This is a genomic window from Streptomyces mauvecolor (assembly GCF_039532965.1).
Lineage (GTDB): Bacteria > Actinomycetota > Actinomycetes > Streptomycetales > Streptomycetaceae > Streptomyces > Streptomyces violascens.
Genome location: NZ_BAAASQ010000034.1, coordinates 1 through 22,686, shown reverse-complemented (window position 1 = coordinate 22,686; position 22,686 = coordinate 1). Strand labels below are relative to the sequence as shown.

Annotated in this window: 19 protein-coding genes; 2 read left to right on the top strand and 17 right to left on the bottom strand. The window is 71.5% G+C overall.

Features of this window, described 5'->3' with window-relative positions:
• Positions 1-38: 38 nt before the first annotated feature.
• The 3 genes from ABD346_RS33120 to ABD346_RS33110 all read right to left on the bottom strand — a co-directional run bounded on the left by ABD346_RS33120 (position 39) and on the right by ABD346_RS33110 (position 2,923).
• Entirely contained in the window at positions 39-1,031 is a 993-nt protein-coding gene (locus ABD346_RS33120) for an ABC transporter substrate-binding protein (protein WP_344380012.1), read from the bottom strand.
• 226 nt (positions 1,032-1,257) lie between these two features.
• Complete coding sequence (locus ABD346_RS33115) at positions 1,258-2,118, bottom strand: ABC transporter permease (protein ID WP_344380011.1); 861 nt, start codon at positions 2,116-2,118, stop codon at positions 1,258-1,260.
• Positions 2,108-2,923 carry an ABC transporter ATP-binding protein gene (locus tag ABD346_RS33110; protein ID WP_344380010.1) on the bottom strand — a complete coding sequence of 272 codons (816 nt, stop codon included), beginning with the start codon at positions 2,921-2,923 and terminating at the stop codon, positions 2,108-2,110. The genes ABD346_RS33115 and ABD346_RS33110 overlap by 11 nt, the downstream gene beginning before the upstream one ends.
• 145 nt (positions 2,924-3,068) lie before the next feature.
• Here ABD346_RS33110 and ABD346_RS33105 point away from each other — a divergent pair, with 145 nt between their 5' ends.
• Positions 3,069-3,752: a response regulator gene (locus ABD346_RS33105; protein WP_344380152.1), complete on the top strand. Its 684-nt coding sequence runs from the start codon at positions 3,069-3,071 to the stop codon at positions 3,750-3,752.
• Positions 3,753-3,813: 61 nt separating this feature from the next.
• Here the strand turns inward: ABD346_RS33105 and ABD346_RS33100 are convergent, their stop codons facing one another.
• The 6 genes from ABD346_RS33100 to ABD346_RS33075 form a co-directional block, all read right to left on the bottom strand.
• The gene (locus tag ABD346_RS33100) at positions 3,814-5,412 is read right to left on the bottom strand and encodes a solute symporter family protein (protein ID WP_344380009.1); all 1,599 of its coding nucleotides are present in this window, start codon (positions 5,410-5,412) and stop codon (positions 3,814-3,816) included.
• Positions 5,409-5,972, bottom strand: coding sequence for a DUF485 domain-containing protein (locus ABD346_RS33095; protein WP_344380008.1), 564 nt, complete (start codon positions 5,970-5,972; stop codon positions 5,409-5,411). The genes ABD346_RS33100 and ABD346_RS33095 overlap by 4 nt, the downstream gene beginning before the upstream one ends.
• A gap of 143 nt (positions 5,973-6,115) precedes the next feature.
• Positions 6,116-6,805 (bottom strand): response regulator transcription factor, encoded by a 690-nt coding sequence (locus tag ABD346_RS33090; protein ID WP_189965397.1) that lies wholly within the window; start codon positions 6,803-6,805, stop codon positions 6,116-6,118.
• The gene (locus tag ABD346_RS33085; RefSeq protein WP_344380007.1) at positions 6,802-7,998 is read right to left on the bottom strand and encodes a sensor histidine kinase; all 1,197 of its coding nucleotides are present in this window, start codon (positions 7,996-7,998) and stop codon (positions 6,802-6,804) included. Before ABD346_RS33085 ends, ABD346_RS33090 begins: the two co-directional genes overlap by 4 nt.
• The gene (locus ABD346_RS33080; protein WP_344380006.1) at positions 7,995-8,513 is read right to left on the bottom strand and encodes a DUF1453 domain-containing protein; all 519 of its coding nucleotides are present in this window, start codon (positions 8,511-8,513) and stop codon (positions 7,995-7,997) included. Before ABD346_RS33080 ends, ABD346_RS33085 begins: the two co-directional genes overlap by 4 nt.
• A gap of 204 nt (positions 8,514-8,717) precedes the next feature.
• The gene (locus tag ABD346_RS33075; protein ID WP_344380005.1) at positions 8,718-10,835 is read right to left on the bottom strand and encodes a DNA gyrase/topoisomerase IV subunit B; all 2,118 of its coding nucleotides are present in this window, start codon (positions 10,833-10,835) and stop codon (positions 8,718-8,720) included.
• A 434-nt stretch (positions 10,836-11,269) separates the two neighbouring features.
• Between ABD346_RS33075 and ABD346_RS33070 the strand changes: the two genes are divergently transcribed.
• Positions 11,270-11,500: a DUF7455 domain-containing protein gene (locus tag ABD346_RS33070; protein ID WP_053725523.1), complete on the top strand. Its 231-nt coding sequence runs from the start codon at positions 11,270-11,272 to the stop codon at positions 11,498-11,500.
• A 111-nt stretch (positions 11,501-11,611) separates the two neighbouring features.
• Here ABD346_RS33070 and ABD346_RS33065 read toward each other — a convergent pair whose 3' ends face one another.
• The 8 genes from ABD346_RS33065 to ABD346_RS33030 form a co-directional block, all read right to left on the bottom strand.
• Positions 11,612-12,424 (bottom strand): S1 family serine peptidase, encoded by an 813-nt coding sequence (locus ABD346_RS33065; protein WP_344380004.1) that lies wholly within the window; start codon positions 12,422-12,424, stop codon positions 11,612-11,614.
• 131 nt (positions 12,425-12,555) lie between these two features.
• Positions 12,556-14,109 carry an RNA polymerase sigma factor gene (locus tag ABD346_RS33060; protein WP_344380003.1) on the bottom strand — a complete coding sequence of 518 codons (1,554 nt, stop codon included), beginning with the start codon at positions 14,107-14,109 and terminating at the stop codon, positions 12,556-12,558.
• Positions 14,110-14,430: 321 nt separating this feature from the next.
• Complete coding sequence (locus ABD346_RS33055; RefSeq protein WP_344380002.1) at positions 14,431-15,315, bottom strand: FadR/GntR family transcriptional regulator; 885 nt, start codon at positions 15,313-15,315, stop codon at positions 14,431-14,433.
• A 160-nt stretch (positions 15,316-15,475) separates the two neighbouring features.
• Entirely contained in the window at positions 15,476-17,209 is a 1,734-nt protein-coding gene (locus tag ABD346_RS33050; protein WP_344380001.1) for an ATP-binding cassette domain-containing protein, read from the bottom strand.
• A gap of 287 nt (positions 17,210-17,496) precedes the next feature.
• Positions 17,497-18,261, bottom strand: a complete 765-nt coding sequence (locus ABD346_RS33045; RefSeq protein WP_189965380.1) for an NUDIX hydrolase — start codon at positions 18,259-18,261, stop codon at positions 17,497-17,499.
• Positions 18,262-18,356: 95 nt separating this feature from the next.
• Positions 18,357-20,387: a glycogen debranching N-terminal domain-containing protein gene (locus ABD346_RS33040; protein ID WP_344380000.1), complete on the bottom strand. Its 2,031-nt coding sequence runs from the start codon at positions 20,385-20,387 to the stop codon at positions 18,357-18,359.
• A gap of 238 nt (positions 20,388-20,625) precedes the next feature.
• A complete protein-coding gene (locus tag ABD346_RS33035; protein ID WP_344379999.1) occupies positions 20,626-22,221 on the bottom strand; it encodes a DUF4192 domain-containing protein in 1,596 nt (531 codons plus the stop codon).
• A 132-nt stretch (positions 22,222-22,353) separates the two neighbouring features.
• On the bottom strand, positions 22,354-22,536 hold the full coding sequence (locus ABD346_RS33030; protein ID WP_344380151.1) for an acyl-CoA carboxylase subunit epsilon: 183 nt from the start codon (positions 22,534-22,536) through the stop codon (positions 22,354-22,356).
• Between the last annotated feature and the right edge of the window lie 150 nt (positions 22,537-22,686).

Here is a 22,686-nt window from a genome sequence, read left to right as displayed (position 1 = left end):
TTGCGGGGCTTGCTGTTGCGGGGTTGGTTGTTGCCGGATCAGCTCTGCGGGGCCTTCTTCACGAACTCCGTCGTGAAGGTCTGGGACAGATCGACCTTGGCGGACTTGAGGTTGGGGTTGAACGCCTTGAGCACCCTCTCGACCGTTTCCGGCCCGTTCTCGGGCATGACGCCGTCCTTGGTGAACATCGGCAGCGTGCTCTTGATCGACTGCGCGTAGAGGGCCTTGCCGCCCTGCGCGTAGTCCGCGGGCATCTTCGCCGCGATCTCGTCGGCGCTGTGCGCGGACATCCAACGCAGCGTCCTCACCAGGGCGTTGACCAGCTTCTGCACCGTCTGCTTGTGGCCGTTCACCCACTGAGTGTTCATGTACAGACTGGACGACGGGTAGGGGCCGCCGAGCGCCTGCTGGGAGCCTTCGGGCGTGCGCATGTCGATCAGGACCTTGCCCAGCTTCTGGTCGACGAGGGTGGCGACCGTCGGGTCGGTGGTCATGCCGCCCTGGATGGAGCCCTGCTTCAGGGCGGCGATGAACGTCTGCCCCGCGCCCACCGCGACGGGCGTGAACTCGCTCGTCTTCACCCCGTCCCGCACGGCGAGGTACTTGGTGAGGAAGTCCGTCGAGGAACCGAGCCCGGTGACGCCGAGCTTCTTCCCCTTGAAGTCCTTGGGCGAAGCGATGCTGCCCGCCGCCTGGTTGGAGACCACCTCGACCTCGCCGGGCGCGTGCGAGAACTGCACCACGGACTCCACCTTCTTGCCCTTGACCTGGAGATCCAGCGTGTGGTCATAGAACCCGACGGCGCCCTGGACGTCGCCGGAGATCAGCGCGGTCTCGGCCTGCACCCCGGCGGGCTCGGTCAGCAGCTCCACGTTCAGGCCCTCGGCCTTGAAGTAGCCGAGCTGCTGGGTCAGCATCGCCGGCAGATAGATGACCTTGTCGAGACCGCCGACCATCACCTTGACCTTGGCCTGTCCGGACGCGCTCTTGGCATCCGAGGCGGAGTCGCCACCGCATCCGGAGAGGGTCATCAGCAGGGCGACACACAATCCTCCGGCCAGGACGGCCGAGGGTGCCCTGCGCGGGTCGTGGGTGGCGGGTCGCCGGGAAAGGGGCGTGTTTGAAGTGGCAGCGTCCATAAAGGCGTTGGGATTGCTCGGCATGATCATCACGTCCCTGCGATCAATGTTCGGTACGTACAGGAAAGGGGGCTCACGGAGGCCCGTCGGCGCCCGGTGCGGGTCGGCTCCCGGCCGGTCAGCGCTCGGTGCCCGCCTCGGCCGGGCGCCAGCGGAACAGGCGTCGTTCGGCGAAGGTGAGCAGCCCCTCGGTGAGCAGCGCCACGACCGCGAGGATGGCCATCGCCGCGTACACCCCGGCGGCGTTGAACGTCCCCTGCGAGGCGGCCACGAGGAGGCCGAGCCCCTTGGTCGCGCCGATGTACTCGCCGACGATCGCGCCGATCAGCGCGAAGCCGAAGCTGACGTGGAGGCTGGTGAAGATCCAGGAGGTGGCGGAGGGGATCACCACCTGGAGGGTGACCCGGCGGTTGCTCGCGCCCAGGATGCGGGCGTTGTTCACCAGGTTCCGGTCGACCTCGCGCGCCCCCTGGAAGGCGTTGAAGAAAACCGGGAAGAAGACGAGCACGACGGCGGAGGCGACCTTCGAGGCCGGTCCGAGCCCGAACCAGATCAGGAAGATCGGCGCGAGCACGATGCGCGGGATGGCATTGAGCACCTTGATGTACGGGCCGAGGACATCGGCGAGGAACCGGATCCGGCCCAGCGTGATACCGAGCACGACACCCGCCGTGACCCCGAGGAGCCAGCCGAGCAGCGCCTCGTAGAGGGTGTACCAGATCTGTTCCCAGAGCGATCCCTGCGCGGTGCCGTGCACGGCCCACTCGCGGATCTGGTCCCAGATCGCCGACGGCATCGAGAAGTTGAACGGGTCGATGATCTCGGCGCGGGCCAGGATCTCCCAGAGCGCGACGACCACCGCCAGGAGCAGGACGCGGCTGCCGTGCACGAGGAGCCGGCGATTGCGGGCGGCGCGGGCGCGAGCCACGGTGCGGGTGCCGGGCTCGACCCCGGGAGCGGCGACGGTGTCAGGCGACATCGGCCACGCCCCGCTCTCGGGTGATGCGGACCTCTTCGCCGAGCGATTCCCAGATCTCCCGGTAGATCTCGACGAAGCGGGGTTCCAGGCGCACCGACTCGACCTTGCGCGGGCGCGGCAGGTCGATGTCGAAGATCCGCTTCACGGTGGCGGGGCCCGCCGTCATCACGACGACCCGGTCGGCGAGCGCGATGGACTCCTCCAGGTCGTGCGTGACGAACACGACGGAGGCTCCGGTGCCGGACCACAGGTCGAGAAGTTCGTCCGACATCAGGGCTCTGGTCTGCACGTCGAGGGCCGAGAACGGCTCGTCCATCAGCAGGATCCGGGGGTCGTTGACGAAGGTCGCGGCCAGCGCGACGCGCTTGCGCTGGCCGCCCGAGAGCTGGTGCGGATAGCGGTCCTCGAACGCCGAGAGGCCGACCCTGGCCAGCCAGGCCCGCGCCATCTCCTTCGCCTCGGCCTTCGGTACGCCGCGAAAGCGCGGGCCCGCCATGACGTTGGAGAGCACGGTGCGCCAGGGGAAGACGGCGTCCTGCTGGAAGACGAAGCCGACCTTGTCGCCGATGCCCTCGACCGGCTCCCCGGCCACCAGGACCTCGCCCTCGGTGGGCTCCTCCAGGCCGCTGACCAGGGTCAGCGTGGTCGACTTCCCGCAGCCGGTGGGGCCGACGACCGCCACGAACTCGCCCTGCCCCACGGTCAGATCGAGCTCCCGCACGGCGGTGTGCAGCGTCCCCGACGGCGTACGGAACGCCTTGCCGGCGCCCCTCAGCTCGATGGCGGGGCTGGTGTCTGTGTTCATGGAGCGGGACCGTAGATGCGGCCCGCGCCACGGCGTCAGCCTTGTGGTCTCAAGACACACTTCTGCTCGCAAACCCCTGTTGTGCTCGTTTTGCGCGCGATACAACTGCGGGGTTCGAAGAGCGGGCATGGAGGAGGAGAGCGTCTTGATCGACGTCCTGGTCGTGGACGACGACTTCCGTGTCGCCGAGATCAACGCGGCGTACGTCGGGAAGGTTCCCGGGTTCCGGGTCGCGGCGCGTGCGCACAGCGCCGCCCAGGCCCTCGCCACGCTGGAACGCCGCCGGATCGATCTCGTCCTGCTCGACCACTTCCTGCCCGACGAGACCGGGCTCAGTCTGGTCCGCCGGATGCGGCAGCAGGGCCACCACACCGACGTGATCATGGTGACGTCGGCGAGTGACGTGGCCACCGTCCAGGCCGCGATGCGCCACGGCGCGCTGCACTACCTGGTCAAGCCGTTCACCTTCGCCGGGCTCCGGGCCAAGCTCGACTCGTACGCGACCTTGCGGCGCACGGTGGAGCGGGCGGCGGGGACGGCCGGCGGCGGGCCCGCCGCCCAGGACCAGGAGCAGGTCGACCGGATCTTCGCGGCCCTGCGCACCGGGCTGCCCACCCGCCACTCGGTACCCACCGCGGAGCTCATCCGCGACGTCCTGCACACCGCGGACCACCCGCTCTCCGCCCACGAGGTCGCCGACCGGACCGGCCTGAGCCGCTCCACGGCCCAGCGCTATCTCCGCCTCCTGGAACAGTCCGGCCGCCTCCGCCTGACCCTGCGGTACGGAGAGACGGGCCGTCCGGAACATCGCTACGCATGGGCGGTATGAGGCTCAACTGCCTGCGTTCTGAGGGAAGTTGCACCGGTTCGAAACCCGGGCAGGGCGGGTACTACACCGCGCCCGCCCCCGTCAGGGACCGCACCTCCGCCTCCGCGTTCTTCGCCTCGTCCGGGATTTCGCCGGAGGTCACCGTGCCGAGCCAGCCCGCGAGGAATCCCAGCGGGATGGAGACGAGCCCCGGGTTCTGCAGCGGGAAGAACTGGAAGTCCACGCCGGGGAAGAGGGATTCGGGGCTGCCGGAGACCACGGGCGAGACCAGCACCAGGACCAGTGCCGGGACCAGCCCCCCGTACACCGACCACACCGCGCCCCGCGTCGTGAAGTTCCGCCAGAACAGGGAGTACAGCAGCACCGGAAGGTTCGCGGAGGCGGCCACCGCGAAGGCCAGGCCGACCAGGAACGCCACATTGAGGTCCCGGGCGAGGAGGCCGAGGGCGATGGCCACCGCCCCGATCCCCACCGCCGCGACCCGCGCGACCGCCACCTCGCTGCGCTGTTTGGCGTGTCGGCGCCGGAGCGAGGCGTACAGGTCGTGGGCGACGGACGCCGAGGAGGCGAGGGTGATGCCCGCGACCACGGCGAGGATCGTGGCGAAGGCGACGGCGGCGACGACGGCGAAGAGAACCGTTCCGCCTGTGGAACCGGCACCACCGCCCAGGTTGTAGGCGAGCAGCGCAACAGCCGTGTTCCCGGCGGGATTCGACGCCTTGACCTCGGCCGAGCCGACCAGTGCGGCCGCACCGAAGCCGAGCACGATCGTCATGAGGTAGAAGCCGCCGATGAGGCCGATGGACCAGACGACCGAGCGGCGCGCGGCCCGCGCGGTCGGCACGGTGTAGAAGCGCGAGAGGATGTGCGGCAGCCCGGCCGTGCCGAGGACCAGGGCGAGCCCCAGGCTGATGAAGTCGCACCGAGCCGTCCAGTCACCGCCGTACTTGAGACCGGGCGAGAGGAACTCCTTCCCATGGCCGCTGTGTTCGGCCGCCGAATTCAGCAGCAGGTTGATGTCGCCGTGGAAGCGCAGCAGCACCAGCACGGTGAGGGTGATCGTGCCGGCCATGAGCAGGACGGCCTTCACGATCTGGATCCAGGTGGTGGCCCGCATCCCGCCGAGCGACACATAGACCACCATCAGGGCGCCGACTCCGATGACCGTCCAGCTCCGCGCGGCATCGCTGGTGCCGCCGAGCAGCAGGGCGACCAGGCTCCCCGCGCCGACCATCTGCGCCACCAGATAGAGAACGGAGACGGTGACCGAAGAAGTTCCCGCCGCGACCCTGACCGGGCGCTCGCTCATCCGGGCGGCGACCACGTCGGCCAGGGTGAACCGGCCGCAGTTGCGGACCAGTTCGGCGACCAGGAGCAGCACCACGAGCCAGGCGACGAGGAAGCCCACGGAGTACTGCATTCCGTCGTAGCCGAAGAGCGCGATGAGTCCGGAGATGCCGAGGAAGGAGGCGGCCGACATGTAGTCGCCCGCGATGGCAAAACCATTCTCCATGGGCGAGAAGAGGCGCCCGCCGGTGTAGAACTCCTCGGCCGAGCCGCGCCGGTTGCGGCTCACCCAGGTGGTGATGGCGAGCGTCGCCGCCACGAACGCACTGAAGAGCAGCAGCGCCAGAGTCTGATGGTCCCCGCCGACGATCACCTGTTGGTCCCCCGTGTCGTTCCCTGTCCGCCGGTCCACCGGGTCCCGCGACCCTGTTCTGCCTGCGGGTGGGGTCCGTCGCGCGGTGGGTTGTTCTGCTGGTTCTGCTCGAACACGACCCAGCGCAGCTCCAGCGCGGCCCGGTCCCGGCGCAGCCTCGCATGGCGCGCGTACGCCCAGGTCAGCAGGAAGGTGGTGAGGAACTGGGCAAGGCCGGCGACCATCGCCACGTTCAGCGCGCCGGCCACCGGGCGGGCCATGAGGCCGGGGGCACCGACCGCGGTGACCACATAGGCGAGGTACCAGGCGAAGAAGGCGAGGACGGCCGGGACGACGAAGCGGCGATAGCGGCGGCGCACCTCCTGGAAGGCCGCGCTGCGGTGCACTTCGAGATAGATCTCGGCGGGGCTGAGCCGTTCGTCGCCGTCGCCGTCATGCTGTGCGGGCACGGTCGCGGGGACCGTCTCGCCGTCCAGTTCACCCCACCCGGAGGCGAGGGCGTCATACCAGGGGTCGTCGATCCGCGCCGCCGCGGGATCACACCCTTCCTGCTCGTCCACCGCACAACTCTCCTTGCCCACGGCCCCGTTCGGCCGCGTGGCCCAAGGATGGGCAGAGGGGGCGGGCCCTGAGCTCTCCTATGCCCCCGCTTCACTCCATTAGGTGATGGAGCAAGGTGGCGGAGCCGCCTCGGGACAACCGGCTAGCCCCGCGGTGGCTGGGCGAGGCCGTGCAGGTAGGCGTACCGCATGGCCTGGACCCGGTCGCGCACCCCGGTCTTGCCGAAGATGTTGTTGATGTGTGTCTTCACGGTGGCCGTCGAGATGTGCAGGGCCCGCGAGATCTCGGGGTTGGACATCCCCTCGGCGACCAGCCCCAGCACTTCGCCCTCGCGCACGGTGAGCCCGTCGGGCAGCTCGGCCGGTGCGGCGGGGACGGGCGGCGGCGCGGTCACCCGTTCCAGGAGCCGGCGCTGCACGGCGGGGGCGAGCCCGGCCTGCCCGGCCAGCACGTCCTCTATCGACTTGACGATCTCCTCGCCCCCGGCGTCCTTGGTGAGATAGCCCCGCGCTCCTGCCTGCAGGGCCGGGAAGAGCGAGTCGTCGTCCGCGTACGTCGTCAGGATCACCACCTCGGTGCCGGGATGCCCGGCCCGGATGCGGCGAGTCGCCTCGACCCCGTCGCAGCGCGGCATGCGCAGGTCCATCAGGACGATGTCCGGAGCCAGTTCGGCCGTGAGGGCGACCGCCTCCTCGCCGTCTCGCGCCGATCCGACGACTTCGATGCCCGGCAGCAGGCCGAGCAGCATCACGATGCCCTCGCGCACCACGGACTGGTCGTCGGCCACGACCACCCTGATCGTCCCCCGTGCCCCGGGCCCACTCCCGGTCATGCGGGCACCCTCAGTCTCACCACGAAGCCCTCCTCGTCCGGCCCGGCCTCCAAAGTCCCGCCGAGCAGTTCGGCGCGTTCTCTCATCCCCAGCAGACCGTATCCGGAACCACTGACAGCGAGCTCCCCCGCCCGCTTGCGCCCGCCCGAGTCCCTTACTTCCAGGGCCACTTCGTCCGGCAGATACTCCAGCCGTACGGCGACGACCGCGCCCGGCGCGTGCTTGCGCACATTCGTCAGGGCCTCCTGCGCCACCCTGCGCACCGCCTGCGAGGCCTCCGCGGGCAGCGGCCTGCGCTCCCCCTCCACCTGCACCCCGGCGCCCGGGGCGAGCCCGCTCCCGGCTCCCGATCCCTCGATCAGGGTCTGCAGAAAGTCCTCCACCGGGGTCATCTCGCCGCGCAGCGCGGAGAGCGCCTGACGGGTCTCGGCCAGGCCCTCCCTCGCCATGCCCCGGGCGGCCACCACCCGTTCGAGGATCTTCTCCCGGAACTCCCCGGGCGGCTCCCGCTCGATCAGCAGCCGCGCCGCCTCCAGGTGCACCAGCTGCGCGGAGAGACTGTGCGCCAGTACGTCGTGGATCTCGCGGGCGATCCTGGCCCGCTCGCCCAGCGCGGCGGACCGCGCCTCGGCGGACCGAGCGGCCCGCTCCTGGGCGAGCAGCCGCTGGGCGTTGCCCCGGGCCTCGGCATCGAGGCGCAGCACATATCCGGCGAGCCCGAGCCCGGCCGCGGTCACCGCCGTAGTGAGCCAGTTGTCCGTGTTGACCAGGCTGTACGCGGCCAGTGCCACCACCGTGCACGGCACGGCGGCGCCCAGTGGCAGCCGTTCGAGGGCGGTCACCGCGCAGCCGCACCACAGAACCAGCGCGAGCACCGGCCAGCCCGCCGCCCCGGCGCCGACGGCGGCTCCCATCACCAGCAGGAGGGTGGCCAGCGAGGGCCAGAGCCGGTGCTCCAGGGTGAACCGGAAGAACACGCGGGCCAGCAGCACGGAGCCCACCACGAGGGCCACGCCCGCCACCCAGGCCCACGCCCGGTTCCCTGGGCCCTGCTTGCTGCTGAACGTGGACCAGAGCAGCCCGCCGAACACCACGGCCCTGATGCCCCGGGCGACATTGCGTCTGGCACGGGTCAGGCCCTCGCGGGAGAGTGCTTCCCGCGAAGGCCAGCTGAGCCAGGTCTCCAGGGTCACACGCGGTCCTTCCACACCTGCTGGGCGGGGCTTGCGGCAGCAACACCGTACGACGCGAGGGCCGGGCGGGCCCTCCACATCAGGAGGGCGCCGCGGACGAGCAGCGAGGCGGCCAGCGCGACCAGGATGGCGCCGGTGCCCAGGTGGATCCCCGCCAGCGCGCCGAGCCCCGCGAGCCCCACGCGCAGGGCGATGCCCAGGACCCAGATCCCGGCGGTGGCCTTGGTGCCGCGGGACCACACCGTGCCGTCCGGCTCGGTCCATATCTTCGAGGTCCAGGCCCAGCCGACGCCCATGAGGACTCCGGTCACGAGCTCGGCGCCGAGCAGGGCGATCGAGCCGGCCTGGTGGTGCTGGTCGACGAGCCCTCCGTTCTTCACCGCGAAGAACACCAGGACGGCTGGAATGATCCACCACTTCCTCCCGTCGCCGCCCAGCTGCTGCGGCTTGAACTGGCGGACGAGGATCAGCGCCACCACCGCGACTGCCACGAGCACGTTGAAGAGCGCGGACATCGGAGCCTCCGGACTACGAGAAGACGAGGAAGACGAGACGCCGGGAGCCGGAATCTCCGTACGTCTACGAAGTTACGGAAACGACCTGGTCAGAGGCATCGGATCAGGGGTGGACCGCGGGTGGATGTTCCGTCTCCACCCACGGGTGGAGACGGCGAACGCCGGCCTGGGGAAGCCCCCGGACCGGCGTTCGCCGGGCCCGGATCACGCGTCGATGCGCGAGCGGTCCAGCGTGGCCGCGGAGCTGGTGATGAACTCCCTGCGCGGCGCCACCTCGTTGCCCATCAGCAGGTCGAAGACCTGCTCGGAGGCCTCCAGGTCGCCGATGTTGATCCGGCGCAGGGTACGGAACCGCGGATCCATCGTGGTCTCGGCCAGCTGGTCGGCGTCCATCTCGCCAAGGCCCTTGTAGCGCTGGATGGTGTCCTTGTAGCGGACGCCCTTGCGCTGGAACTCGAGCAGCGTGGTGCGCAGCTCGTTGTCCGAGTACGTGTAGACGTACTTGTCCTGGCCCTTCTTGGGCTGGACCAGCTCGATCCGGTGCAGCGGCGGCACCGCGGCGAAGACCCGGCCCGCCTCGACCATCGGGCGCATGTAGCGCTGGAAGAGGGTCAGCAGCAGGATCCGGATGTGCGCGCCGTCGACATCGGCGTCGACGAGCAGCACGATCTTGCCGTACCGCGCCGCGTCGATGTCGAAGGTCCGGCCCGAGCCCGCCCCTATGACCTGGATGATCGCGCCGCACTCCGCGTTCTTCAGCATGTCGGAGACCGACGCCTTCTGAACGTTGAGGATCTTGCCGCGGATCGGCAGCAGCGCCTGGAACTCGGAGTTCCGCGCGAGCTTGGCGGTGCCCAGCGCCGAGTCCCCCTCGACGATGAAGAGCTCGCTGCGCTCCACGTCGTCGCTGCGGCAGTCGGCCAGCTTGGCCGGCAGCGAGGACGACTCGAGGGCCGTCTTGCGGCGCTGCGCCTCCTTGTGCTGGCGGGCCGCGATGCGGGTGCGGGCAGCCGCGACGATCTTGTCGAGGACGGCCCTGGCCTGCGCCTTCGCGTCGCGCTTGGTGGAGGTCAGGAACTCCTTGAGTTCCTTGGCGACCACATTGGCGACGATCCGGTTGGCCGCGGACGTACCCAGGACCTCCTTGGTCTGGCCCTCGAACTGCGGCTCCGCGAGCCGGACGGTGACGACCGCGGTGAGCCCCTCCAGGGCGTCGTCCTTGACGACGTCGTCCTCCGCGACCCGCAGCATCTTGGCGGAGCGGAGCACCTCGTTGACCGTCTTGGTGACCGATCGCTCGAAGCCGCTGACGTGGGTGCCGCCCTTGGGGGTGGCGATGATGTTCACGAACGACTTGAGGTTGGTGTCGTACCCGGTGCCCCAGCGCAGCGCGATGTCCACGCCGAGCTCGCGGGTGACCTCGGTCGGCGTCATGTGGCCGCGCTCGTCGAGGACCGGGACGGTCTCCTTGAAGGTGCCGGAGCCGGACAGGCGCAGCACGTCGTTGACGGCCTTGTCCTGGGCCAGGTACTCGCAGAACTCGCTGATCCCGCCGTCGAAGCGGAACGTCTCCTCGGTCTTGCCCTCGCCGTCGAGACCCCGCTCGTCGCGGACCACGATGGTCAGGCCCGGCACCAGGAACGCCGTCTGGCGGGCGCGCTGGTAGAGCGTGTCCAGGGAGAGCTTGGCGTCCTTCAGGAAGATCTGGCGGTCCGCCCAGTAGCGGATGCGGGTGCCGGTGCGGCCCTTGGGCACGCGCTTGCCCTTGAGCAGCCCGCTGCCGGGGTCGAAGGGCGCGTCGGGGCCCTGCTCGGTGAAGATGCCGGGCACCCCGCGGCGGAAGCTGATCGAGTGCGTGGTGGTGCGGTCGACCTCGACGTCCAGGCGGGCCGAGAGCGCGTTCACCACGGAGGCGCCCACGCCGTGCAGACCGCCGGACGCGGCGTAGGAGCCGCCGCCGAACTTGCCGCCGGCGTGCAGCTTGGTCATGACGACCTCCACGCCGGAGAGCCCGGTCTTGGGCTCGACGTCGACGGGGATGCCCCGGCCGTTGTCACGCACCTCGACGGAGCCGTCGTCGTGCAGGATCACTTCGATGTGGTCGCAGTAGCCGCCCAGGGCCTCGTCGACGGAGTTGTCGATGATTTCCCAGAGGCAGTGCATCAGACCGCGGCTGTCCGTGGACCCGATGTACATGCCGGGTCGCTTGCGGACCGCTTCGAGGCCTTCGAGTACGAGCAGATGCCGAGCGGTGTAGTTGGAGCCGTCGCGGTCTGCCCCGCTCAGCAGCGCAGTGGACGGAACGGACGTCTCGGCGGTCACGCAGTTCGCTCCTCGCTGAATTTCAATTGCGCCCCTGGTGGGTAAGGGGTCGGCGTCGGTCGCCGGTCAGAGGGTACCGAGGCCTGGTAGAGCCGTTGTAACGCCACCCTCGCGAATCCTCATGCTAGTCCAGCGTCGCAAACCTGTTCGATCCCTCGTGGGGGTGATGCGGATATCACGTTCCCATTCAGGCATGAACCATTTAGGCTCCGGGCACGTCCTCATGAACAACCGGCAACCCCGCCGGGAGGGCCAAACGAGACAAGCAACGCGAAACCCGTAAAGCTCCGCAATACGGCTCATTCGCCGCCAACCGGCAGCAGACAGCCACCTTGACCAAGAACTTTCGAGGAAAAGCCACGAGCGGGAACGTTTTCGGCCTGGTTGGATGTTGACCCTGGTACGACAGCTCGTCGAGCTAGAGAAGAGGCGACGTGACTACTGTTCTGACCCCCGCGAGCCCCCTGACGGCCGCCGACCGTTGCGACCGCTGCGGCGCACAGGCCTACCTTCGCGTAGTCCTGACCAGCGGCGGCGAGCTGCTCTTCTGCGCTCATCACGGACGTAAGTTCGAGCCGGAACTGAAGAAGATCGCCGCTGACATACAGGACGAGACGGACCGCCTCACGGCGGTGCCCGAGTCCGCAGGCGACGAGGATCGCTGAGACCTCGCATCACGACGAGCCAGGGCCGGTCCAGGACCGGCGACGGGCGGTCGCTCCCCGTGCAGGGGGAGTGACCGCCCGTTCTCATGTCCGGACGGCTCTCCCGTCCGCTCAGGCCGTGCCGGGCCTCGCCACGGCCGACACCCGCGTGTAGACCCCGGGGCTGTCGGCCCGCCCGCAGCCGTTGCCCCAGGAGACCAGGCCGATGAGCCGGCCCTGGGCCACCAGTGGGCCACCGCTGTCGCCCTGGCAGGCGTCGTGGCCGCCCCTGGGATCGCCTGCGCACAGCATGGTGGACGCCTCGTACGTCCCGTCCGAGTTCGGCGGGTAGGCACGCTCACAGGCCGCGTCCGACAGCACCGTGACGGCCGCCGCACGCAGCGCCGTCGGATACCTTCCGCCTCCCGTCGTGTCGCCCCAGCCGTAGACCGTGGCCCGGGTGCCCGGGGTGTACGCCGCGTCTCCCGCCGGAGCCGTGGCGATCACGTACGACGCGGGCAGCGGGGCGGCCAGGGTCAGCACCGCCATGTCGCCCGCATTGGTCCCCGCGTCGTAGCCCGGGTTGACCCACGTGGCGCTCACCGGGATCTCCTGGCCGGCGGTCGAACGCAGCTCGGTGCGGCCTGCGATCACTTTGAGGTCCTGCACCTGGGACACGTCCACGCCCAGCACGTCGCGGCGCAGACAGTGCGCGGCCGTCAGGACCGTGGTGGGCGAGATCACCGCTCCCCCGCAGAACTGACCCGCCCTCGTACCTCCGAACCGGTCACGGCTGGACAGCGCCACCACCCAGGGGCTGTCCGAGATCTGGACCTTCTGCCCACCGATGACGACCTCGTCGGCGGCCGCGGGCGGCGGCGCCCCCAGTGCGGTGACCACAAGGGCGGCCGCCCCTGTCACGGCTCGGGTGATGCAGCGGCGCATAGGGTCTCCTGACTCTCGGTGACACAGGCACACTCAGCGTCAATCAGTGAGCCGTGCACCGCACCCGCGGATACGCCCGAGGGCCCGGCCTCCCCAAGGAGACCGGGCCCTCGATGACTTACGACCGCGACCTAGTCGAGGTAGTCGCGCAGGACCTGCGAACGCGACGGGTGGCGCAGCTTCGACATGGTCTTGGACTCGATCTGGCGGATCCGCTCACGGGTCACGCCGTAGACCTTGCCGATCTCGTCCAGCGTCTTCGGCTGGCCGTCGGTGAGGCCGAAGCGCATGGAGACCACGCCCGCCTCACGCTCGGAGAGCGTGTCGAGCACCGAGTGCAGCTGCTCCTGGAGGAGCGTGAAGCTGACCGCGTCGGCCGGGACGACCGCCTCGGAGTCCTCGATGAGGTCACCGAACTCGCTGTCGCCGTCCTCACCGAGGGGGGTGTGCAGCGAGATGGGCTCGCGGCCGTACTTCTGGACCTCGATGACCTTCTCAGGGGTCATGTCGAGCTCCTTGGCCAGCTCCTCCGGGGTGGGCTCGCGGCCCAGGTCCTGGAGCATCTGGCGCTGGACGCGCGCGAGCTTGTTGATGACCTCGACCATGTGCACCGGGATACGGATGGTGCGGGCCTGGTCGGCCATGGCGCGGGTGATCGCCTGACGGATCCACCAGGTGGCGTACGTGGAGAACTTGTAGCCCTTGGTGTAGTCGAACTTCTCGACCGCGCGGATCAGACCGAGGTTGCCCTCCTGGATGAGGTCCAGGAAGAGCATGCCGCGACCGGTGTAGCGCTTGGCCAGCGAGACCACCAGACGGAGGTTGGCCTCCAGGAGGTGGTTCTTGGCGCGGCGGCCGTCCTCGGCGATGATCTCCAGCTCGCGCTTGAGCTTCGGCGCCAGCTTGTCGGCGTTCGCCAGCTTGTCCTCGGCGAAGAGGCCGGCCTCGATGCGCTTGGCGAGCTCGACCTCCTGCTCGGCGTTGAGGAGCGGGACCTTGCCGATCTGCTTCAGGTAGTCCTTGACCGGGTCGGCGGTGGCTCCGGCGACCGCGACCTGCTGGGCGGGAGCGTCGTCCTCGTCCTCGTCGGACAGGACGAAGCCCTTGCTCTCGCCCTCGGGCTCCTCGTCGTCACCCTTGCCGGGCGCGGCGTCCTCGAGAAGCTCGTCGCCCTCGACGACCTCTTCGTCGTCGCCCTTCTTGGCGGCGGTCTTCTTCGCCGCCGTCTTCTTGGCCACCGTCTTCTTGGCGGCGGTCTTCTTGACGGCCGCCTTCTTGGCGACAGCCTTCTTGGGGGCGTCCTCGGCCTCGTCGGCCGACACGTCCACGGTCTCGGCCGGTGCCGCGGAGGCGGCGACGGTCCTGGTGGTGGTCACGGTCGTCTTGGCCGCGACCGTCTTGGTGGCGGTGCGCTTCGCCGGGCTCTTCGCTGCGACGCTCTTGCGTGTGCGCTTCGGTGATTCCGCGGCACTGACCATCAGCGTCACACCCTCTTCCTCGAGGATCTGGTTGAGGCTGCGCAGAACATTCTTCCACTGGGTCGGCGGAATCTGGTCGGCTTCGAAGGCCCGACGCACGTCATCGCCGGCGATCTGTCCATCAGCCTTTCCCCGCTCGATGAGCGCCATCACAGACTCGGACTCGGCGATCTCCGGCGGGAGCGTACGGGATGTGCTGGCCGACACGAACAACCTCTCGAAACGATGGAAAACGGCTTCCGGCCCCGCCCAGGATCGGGCCGGAGCCGACGACCACCGGCTGGGAATGTGCCGGGGGCGCGGGCTGAACCTCGGAGCTGCACAGCGCCACGCATGGCCGCTGTATTCCCTCCTCGGCTGTTACCTCTTAAGTCATCGCATGGTTCCGAGGAGTGTTACGCGCAATCTTCGTGGCCCGAGTCACACTCCAAAGGCGACCAAGGGGTCACAAGGGGCATATACCCCGTAATTGAGCGCGCCGGACCCCCTCCAGGATCCGGCGGCACAGCAGGTCCGGCGGGGTTCCGGTCAGTGCTCGCGCGGCGCGGGGACGACCCGCTCCACCTCCGGGTGGACGGTGAGCAGTTGACGTACGGCCGTCTCGGCCGCCAGGGCGTCGCCGTTGGCGAGGGCGTCCACGATCCGCCCGTGGTGCGCGAGGGAGCCGTCCGAGGGGCGGTCACAGCCGGTGACCGGGGAGCCGGAGACCTGGAGCGCGGCCGAGACGATGCCGGAGAGATGCTCCAGCATCCGGTTGCCGGCGAGCTGGATCAGTAGGGAATGGAACTCGGCGTCGGCCCGCGAGAAGGTGATCGCGTCCCCCTGGGCGAGCGCGTGGCCCATGATCTCCACCATGTCGCCGAGGCGCTGCTGGATGTCCTCGCGGCCGTGCCCAGCGGCCAGACGGGCGGCGAGCGGCTCGATGGTCCAGCGCAGCTCGGCGAGCTCGCGGCGCTGGTCGTCGCGCTGGGGGCCGAACGCGCGCCACTCGATGATGTCGGGGTCCAGCAGGTTCCAGTCGCTGACCGGCCGGACCCGGGTGCCGACGTTGGGCCGGGCGCTGACCAGGCCCTTGGCCTCGAGCACGCGCAGGGACTCGCGGACGACCGTGCGGGAGACCTCGAACCGCTGGCCGATCTCCTCGGGGACGAGCGGGCGGTCCGCGCCGAGGTCGCCGGAGACGATCATCTGGCCGAGCTGCTGGACGAGTTGGCCGTGCAGGCCGCGGCCGCGGCTGCCCGCCGCGCGTCGGCCGACCCGGCCGAGTTCCGCGTCGCCGCTGTCCCAGGAGGGGGTGCCGATCCGGTCGGAGGGGCGCGCCTCCCCGTAGGGGTAGCGGTCGAGTTCGCCCGGGGCCGAGAGGCCGGCGTCGGCGGTGCGGGCGGTCATCATGGTGTGCGCAAGGGTGCTCATGCACCCTTTGTCGGCGGGACCGCGGCGCCCCTTGAGGTCTTTGGTGAAAAGCACACGAAAGGGTGATCACCGCCCGCCCCGCAATTGACGCTTTATCGGAAAGAAGCGGGCATTCCCAAGGGAGTTCTGGGCAGATGCTCGCTCTCCGGCCCCCGGCGCCTCACCAACGGGCCCTGGCGCGCAGGCCGGTGACCAGGTATGCGCAGATCAGGACGGTGAGCGACAACGCGAGCGCGGCTCCGACCGGTTCGGCGACCAGGTGCAGGACGACGATCAGCCAGTGGTCGAGGGCGTGCGGCCACCGCACCCAGGCCAGGTCGCGCAGCCGGTCGGGAAGCCCGGCGGCGGAACGCACCGCGTGCCCGTCGACAGCCTTCTTCAGGAGCGGTACGACGACGACGGGCACGGCGAGGACCGCGGCGAGACCCGCGACGGTGGCCCGGAAGATCCCGGCGGCCAGCAGCCCGGCCCAGGCGCAGCCGACGGTCAGGGCGGCCCAACTGGCGCCCGGCGCAACCCATTCGTGCCATGCGCGCGGCGGCCGTGCCATGGCGGCGCCGTACACCAGGCGCAGCATCTGGTAGTCGACCGCGGCGGCGAGTGCGGCGAGCAGGAGGGCCGCCGCGGCGGTCACGGCGAGCTTTGCGCCGAGCAGGCCGAGCCGGCGCGGGACGGTGCCCCGGTCGGCGGCGAGCGCCGGATAGCGGTACTCGTCGCCGAAGGCGAGCGCGCCGAACAGGCCGGCGCCGAGCGCGGCGGGCGGCAGCGGAAGGAGGCCGGGCCAGGCAGCGAGGAGCCGCGGCAGCGGGGCGTGCCCGGCCCTGGCGAGCAGCACGGAGAGGACGGCCGACAGCGCCAGAACGCCCGCCGCCAGCAGGAACGTTGTCCGTACGCCGAGGAGCCTGCGCAGTTCGTAGCGCAGGGGGCGCAGCGGGGTGCGGGCGGGCCGGCGGGTGATGGGCAGGGGGTGGGAACCCCGGGGCGGTCCGGGGCGTTCCTGGGGTGGGACGGTGACGATCGGGCCGGCGTCGCCGACCTCGTCGGCGAGTCGGTGAAGCAGCACGCCGTTGCGGAAGGCCGTCTCCCCGACCTCCGCGCAGCTGCTGCCGTACACGGACAGGTGGTTGCCGTCCTCGGCGACCACCTCGACGGAGCGCTGGGCGGCGCGCGCCTCTCGGCTGACCAGGGCGCCGAGGCGGGCGGCGTGCGGGGTGGCGACGGCGACGCGGGGCCGCAGCCGGGTGCGGGCGAACTCGGTGACGTACTGGTCGGCGACGAGGCGGCCGCCGTCGATGGTGACGACGCGGTCGGCGACCCGGGCCGCCTCCTTGGGGTCGGCGAAGGTGCACAGGACGGTGCCGCCGTGGTCGGCGTGGCCGCGCAGGAGTCCGTAGAGCCAGGCGTTCTCGCGGGGGGAGAGTCCCTCGGCGGGCTCGTCGAGGATGAGGGTGTGCGGGTCGCCGAGGAGGGCGGCGGCAAGGCCGAGACGGCGGTCCATGCCGAGCGAGAGGGTGCCCAGGCGCTGGTCGGCGAGGCCCGAGAGGCCGACGACTTCGAGCATCTCGTCGGCGCGCGAGACCGGGACGCCCGCGACGGTGCACATCAGCTTGAGCTGCCCCCTGGTGGTGCGTACGGGGTGGCCCGGCACATCGCCGAGGAGGGTGCCCACTTCGCGGGCGGGGTGGGCGATTTCGTGCAGGGGGCGGCCGCGGAAGTAGGTGACGCCCCGGCCCGGTTCGAGTTCGAGCATCAGGCGCAGGGCCGTCGTCCGCCCCGAACCCGGGGCGCCGAGGAGGGCCGTGAGCTGCCCGGGTCTCGCCTCGAAGGTGAGGTCGTCCACGGCGGGCGGAAGGTCTCGGCGGGGGGCACTGGTGAGTCCGATTGCCTGGAGCATCGTTTCTCCCGCGGTAGATGAGACCGCTCGGCGGCAGGCCGGGGTACCGCAGCAAGATAACGCGACATTTCGGACTTTTGGCGCAGGGTTGGGGCGATGTGGCCCCGGATGTCAGGCCTTTGGGGGGCCACGGTGGGGCAAGCGGACGTCTGCCGGCCCCGACCGGCCCCCCCGCCCCGATGACAGGACGGGCTCGCGGCTGCCTCTGCTCCTGGGGGCCGGATCGGCACCGGGGCCGGCGCGGACCCTGCCGGATCTCTCGGTCCTTGTGCCCTTCGGGCCGGGCCTCAGACCTCGGGGCGCAGCATCGGCGGGTTGAGCAGCGTCGCGCCGCCGGCCCGGAACAGCTGGGCGGGACGGCCGCCCTGCCGGGTCGTGGTGCCGCCGGCCGGGACCAGGAAGCCCGGGGTGCCGGTCACCTTGCGATGGAAGTTGCGCGGGTCCAGGGCCACGCCCCACACCGCCTCGTACACCCGGCGCAGCTCGCCGACGGTGAACTCGGCCGGGCAGAAGGCAGTGGCCAGCGAGGAGTACTCGATCTTCGACCGGGCCCGCTCCACCCCGTCCGCCAGGATCTGGGCGTGGTCGAAGGCGAGCGGCGCGGGCTGCTCGCCGTCACGGCCGAAGCCGCCTTCCTGACCGAGCAGGTCCTCCACCGGAGCCCAGCGCGCACTGTGCGCGTCGCCGCCCGCGCGGGGTGCGGGCAGGTCGGGTGCGAGGGCGAGATGCGCCACGCTGACCACCCGCATGCGAGGGTCGCGCCGGGGGTCGCCGTAGGTGGCGAGCTGTTCGAGGTGGGCGCCGTTGGCGAGGGCCGGGGCCGACGGGTCCGAGGCGCACAGTCCCGTTTCCTCGCCGAGTTCCCTGGCCGCCGCGGTGGAGAGGTCCTCGTCGTCGCGGACGAATCCGCCGGGCAGCGCCCAGCGCCCCTGGAACGGTGGCTCCCCGCGGCGCACCACGAGCGCGCAGAGCGCGTGGCGGCGCACGGTCAGCACGACCAGGTCGACGGTCACGGCGAAGGGCGGAAAGGCCGACGGGTCGTAGGGCGACATGCCGCGATCATAGTCGTCTGCCTGACGATAAACACTCCCCTCGACACCCTCCGGCACTTCCTCTCCCCGCGCACCTCCCGCGGCGCTCATCCCCCTCAGCCTCCCAACTGGAGCCATGCGGCGGCCTGCTCGACCATGCCGACCCCGAGCCTGCTGATCCGTACGGTGAACTGCTCCCCCGCGACGCTCAGGCCGGCGAGCCGGACCGCCCCCAGCGGGGCCGACCGCATCGGGTCCAGCGCGACCGATCCGGCCGGGGCGTCCGGGCGGATCCCGGCCAGGGTGGTGAGCAGCTGGATGCCTGCCGCGGCCGCCACCGCCGCCGGACGACAGGCCGCCGGATGCGGCACGGGCACACTGCCGGCGGTGCGCTGCTCCCCCGCGTACATCTCGGGCAGCCGGTGACCGAAGGCTTCCGAGGCGGCCAGGACGCCCCGCAGCAGGGCCGCGGCCTCCTTCTCGTAGCCGGCGGCCGCCAGGCCCGCGACGGCGACGGCGCTCTCGTGGACGCGCACCGCCCCGGCCCGGTGCCCGAACGGGTTGTACCCGGGCTCCTTGGCGGCGAGCCCGCGCAGCCCCCACCCCGAGTCCATCGCGGGGCCGCCGAGCAGCCGGGCCAGCTGCTCGGTCTGCACCTTGTCGAGCAGCCCGGGCGCGGGGCGGCCGCCGCCCAGCAGCCCCGTGTCCAGCAGGTGGGCGGCGCCCGCGCCGAGCAGCGGGACCGGGCGCCCGTCGGCGGTGCGGGCGGCGGCGGGACGGCCGCCGCCGAGGTCGTCCAGCCAGAACTCCGCCCGGAACCGGTCCCTGAGCGCCCCGGCCCGCGCGAGCCAGGCATCGGCGCCGGGACGGCCGCACTCCCGCAGCAGTTCCCCGCCGAGCAGCGCGGCCCGGTGGACGTGGGCCTGGGTCTCGGCGCGTACGAACCCGGCGGCCCCGGGGCCGGTCTCGGCGAGGTAGCCGTGGTCGTCCAGAGCGGCGGCCAGCCAGTGCAGGCAGCGCTCGGCGGCGGGCAGCAGCTCGGTCACCTCCGGTTCGGGCAGTCCCCAGCGCCGCGCCTCCGCGAGCACCACCGGGAAGGCCAGGGTGGCTTCCACTCCCGTACAGCCCGGCGGAAGGTAGGGGCCCGCGTCCCTGAACGGGCCCGGAATGCGCCCCAACTCCGCTCCGGGTCCGCCGAGTTGAGTCCTGGCGAGGGTGCGGAGGGTGGCCGCCGCGAGCCGGGTGGACAGCGGCAGCACCATCCGGGCCGCCCAGAGCGCCTCCGCCGGCGCGGCCCCGCACCGCCAGGGGACTCCGGCCGCCGCGTACAGGTCGGCCGGGCGTGCCGGGTCGCGGATCAGGAGAGCCCGCAGATCGTCGATGCTGTGGTGGAGCAGTGCCGCGACGCGCGGGTCGTCGCCCTCGGCCCGGGCTTCCTGGGGCGAGGGCAGCGGGCTCGCGACGTGACCGGGCGGGCGGACCGGCCGGCCGGTCCTGATGCTCAGCCGGATCGTGCACGAGCCGCCCGGAGGCAGTTCCACGGCCCAGCGCAGCACCCCGGCGGAGGCGAGCGCGTCGGTCGGCGGAGGCTGGGCGGTCACCGCCGCGTGGGCGCGGCCGGAGGTCCAGCGCATTCCCGAGTCGTGGACGCTCGCCGGGAGTTCGGGACCGGCACGGCCCGCGGCGACCGCGCCCAGCTCCGCCAGGTCGGTGCCGAGCGCGATCTCCACCGGGAGCCTCAGCGGCCGGGCCGCCGAACTGCTCAGGGTGATGCGCTCGGTTCCGTCCGCGTGGCGGAGGCGCTCGACGGTGATCTCGGGGTCGGGCCCGCCGTCCGCCGTGGTGCGGACCACCGCGAGGAAGCGGGCGCGGTCGGCCGATATCGCCCTGCCCTGCACGGCGATCGGGTCCCGGCCCGCCACCCTCAACTGGCAGCGGGAGAGCAGCCGCCGGCCGTGCTGGTAGAAGCCTTCGAGGCCCTGCCCGGTCAGCTGTCCGTGCTCCGGCGACACCGCGAGGCCGGGCAGGGCCACGCAGATCACGGCCGCGTGCACGGCGGGCAGCTCGCCGAGCGGCCCGGAGGCTCTCGGCAGGACCGGCCCCGGCGTGCTCCCGGTGCCGGTACGGGGAGGGGCGGTGAACACCATACGTACCCTTTCCTCAGCATTCCGGGCGCCGACGACGGAGGGGGCGGAGCCTGCCGCCCGTGCGGCGCGGTGCCCGGTGCCACGCCGCCACTCGGGTGAACGCCGCGAGCCTCGACCGGGTCACGGACGGATCGCTGCGCCGCGCGACCCGGGTCCGGATGCCCCGCGCCTCCCCCATTCCCCGGCCTCCTTCAATCGCCCCGGCCCGCGCCTGCGGACCGAGCAGTCGACGCCGTCTTCACCCCTCCCGATTGACCCGCTCCCCACCCCTGCGGCGCACCCGGTCACGTACCTTCTCCGGATGCGGGTGGGCAGGTCCTGGACGGCCCGAACTCTCCGGCCTGCGTGGCGAGTTGGCACTCTTCCGCGCGGCCGGCGCGGACTTGCGCCGCGGCTTGGGGCGGGGTGTCCGGCGCGCGGGCGGATCCGCGGACTCCTCGGCGCCTCCGGGAAGGGAAGCAACCGAGTCCTCTGGCACGGACGGCTCCGCAACGCCCCCGGCCGGGTCGGCGGCATCCAGCCCCGCCAGCCTCGCGGCGCGTTCCTGGCGCAGGCAGACGCGCAGCTCTTCCGGGTCGAGGCCGCCGTTGCAGGCCCGGTGGAGCAGTTGGGCGAAGCGGTAGTCGGGGTCGGCCCGCAGGGCGAGGCTGAACGCCACTCGGGCGTTCGGGTCGTCGCCGGTCGACCAGGAGACCCACCCGGCCAGGGCGAGCAGCGCGGCGGCATGGTCGCCGTACGGGCCGACGCAGCGACGGGCCAGCGCCCGCCACAGGCGCAGGGCGGGCCCGGCTTCCGCCCCCTCCATCCACTCCGCGGCCCAGTCCCGTGTCGTGCGGTCCTGGAGTCCGAGGATCACCGCCGCCGCCTCGTCGTGGGCGATGAGCCCGTCGTCCAGGTCGTCCGACGCGTTCCCGCCGAGGAGCAGGGTGCCGGCCCCCCGGCCGCCTGCCGGGAGGACGTCCGTGCCGCGGGCCGGGGCGGGTGCCTCCGCGATCCGGCGCATGAGCCGGGCCGCCAGGTCGAGCGTCTCGTCGGCCACGGTGCGCCGGTCGCCCTCGCTCAGGATGCGGGGGAACATCTCGGCGGCCGCGGCGTCCAGCGCCCGTTCCTGGTCGGCCGCCGCCCCGGTTCGCCACGGCGCCAGCCGCTCCTCCATCTCCCGCAGGGATCCCCGCACTTGGATGCCCGCGTAGGTGGCGGCGGCCGCCATGACGGAGGTGCCCGGCAGGGCGAGCACAGTGCCCTCCGGTGGACAGCACCGGGCGTCCGGGCAGCAGTACGACCAGTAGCGGCCGTCGGAAATGCAGAGCGCTTCCAGTACGGGGACGTCGAGGCCACCGCACGCGATGCGGAGCCGCTGAGCCAACGGCCGCAGCCGCTCCATCACTTCGCGTCCGCTGCCGCCCGGCGACGGGTCCTGGCAGAGGAAGACGACGATTCCGTCGGGCCGTGGTCCGCGCCGCTCGCTACCCGTGATCAGGCAGTCGGCGAGCTGGCCGGCGATGTCGGACCACTCCTGCGGCGAGGCGGGGAGCCCGACCCTGACCCGGCCTCCGAACCGCCCGCTCTCGCCGTGCAGCGCGACCAGCACGGCCGAGTCGGTCGGGTGGAAGCCCATCAAGTACGGCAGCGCGTCGGCCAGTTCGGCCGGGCCGCGCAGGGTGATCCGCGGCTCGCCCGACGAGCCGTGGGGTTCGGACGCGCGGGAGGCGGCCCCGCAGGGCTCCTGAGGCTCGGAGAGCCCAGACCCCCAGGACTCGCACCCGCAGGATTCGGTCGCGCGGGAGTCGGGCTCATGGGATTCGGATTCGTGGGATTCGCTTGTGTCTCGCATGACTTGAGGGTTTCGCGATCACAGATCTCCCACCACCCCTGTGGATAACCTTGTCCACAGGGCGAAGGTGCTGGTCATACAAATGGCGCGACCAGCGGCGGGCGGCCCAACTACCGCTTTCACATGCCTGGTTCAGCCCTGCCAGGAGTGAGGCGCGCGATGGCCCGGGGTGCGCCATCCCGCCCTGGAGCGGCCGCGCCTGACGGCCGGGGAGCCGGCCTGGGCGGCGGCGCGGGCCAGGAGCACCGCGGTGATCGCGGCAAGTTCCTCGGGACCGGCCTCGCCCCGTTCGATGCGTACGACCGTGTTGCGCACGACTTCATCGCGTACGGCTCCATCGCGTACGACGCCATCCGGTACGACAGCATTGGCGCTCACAGCTTGAACTCCCTTGCTACTGGGGTGGGTTGCCGTGTTTGCGGGACGGCAGGTCGGCGTGCTTGGTCTTGAGCATCGCCAGCGAGG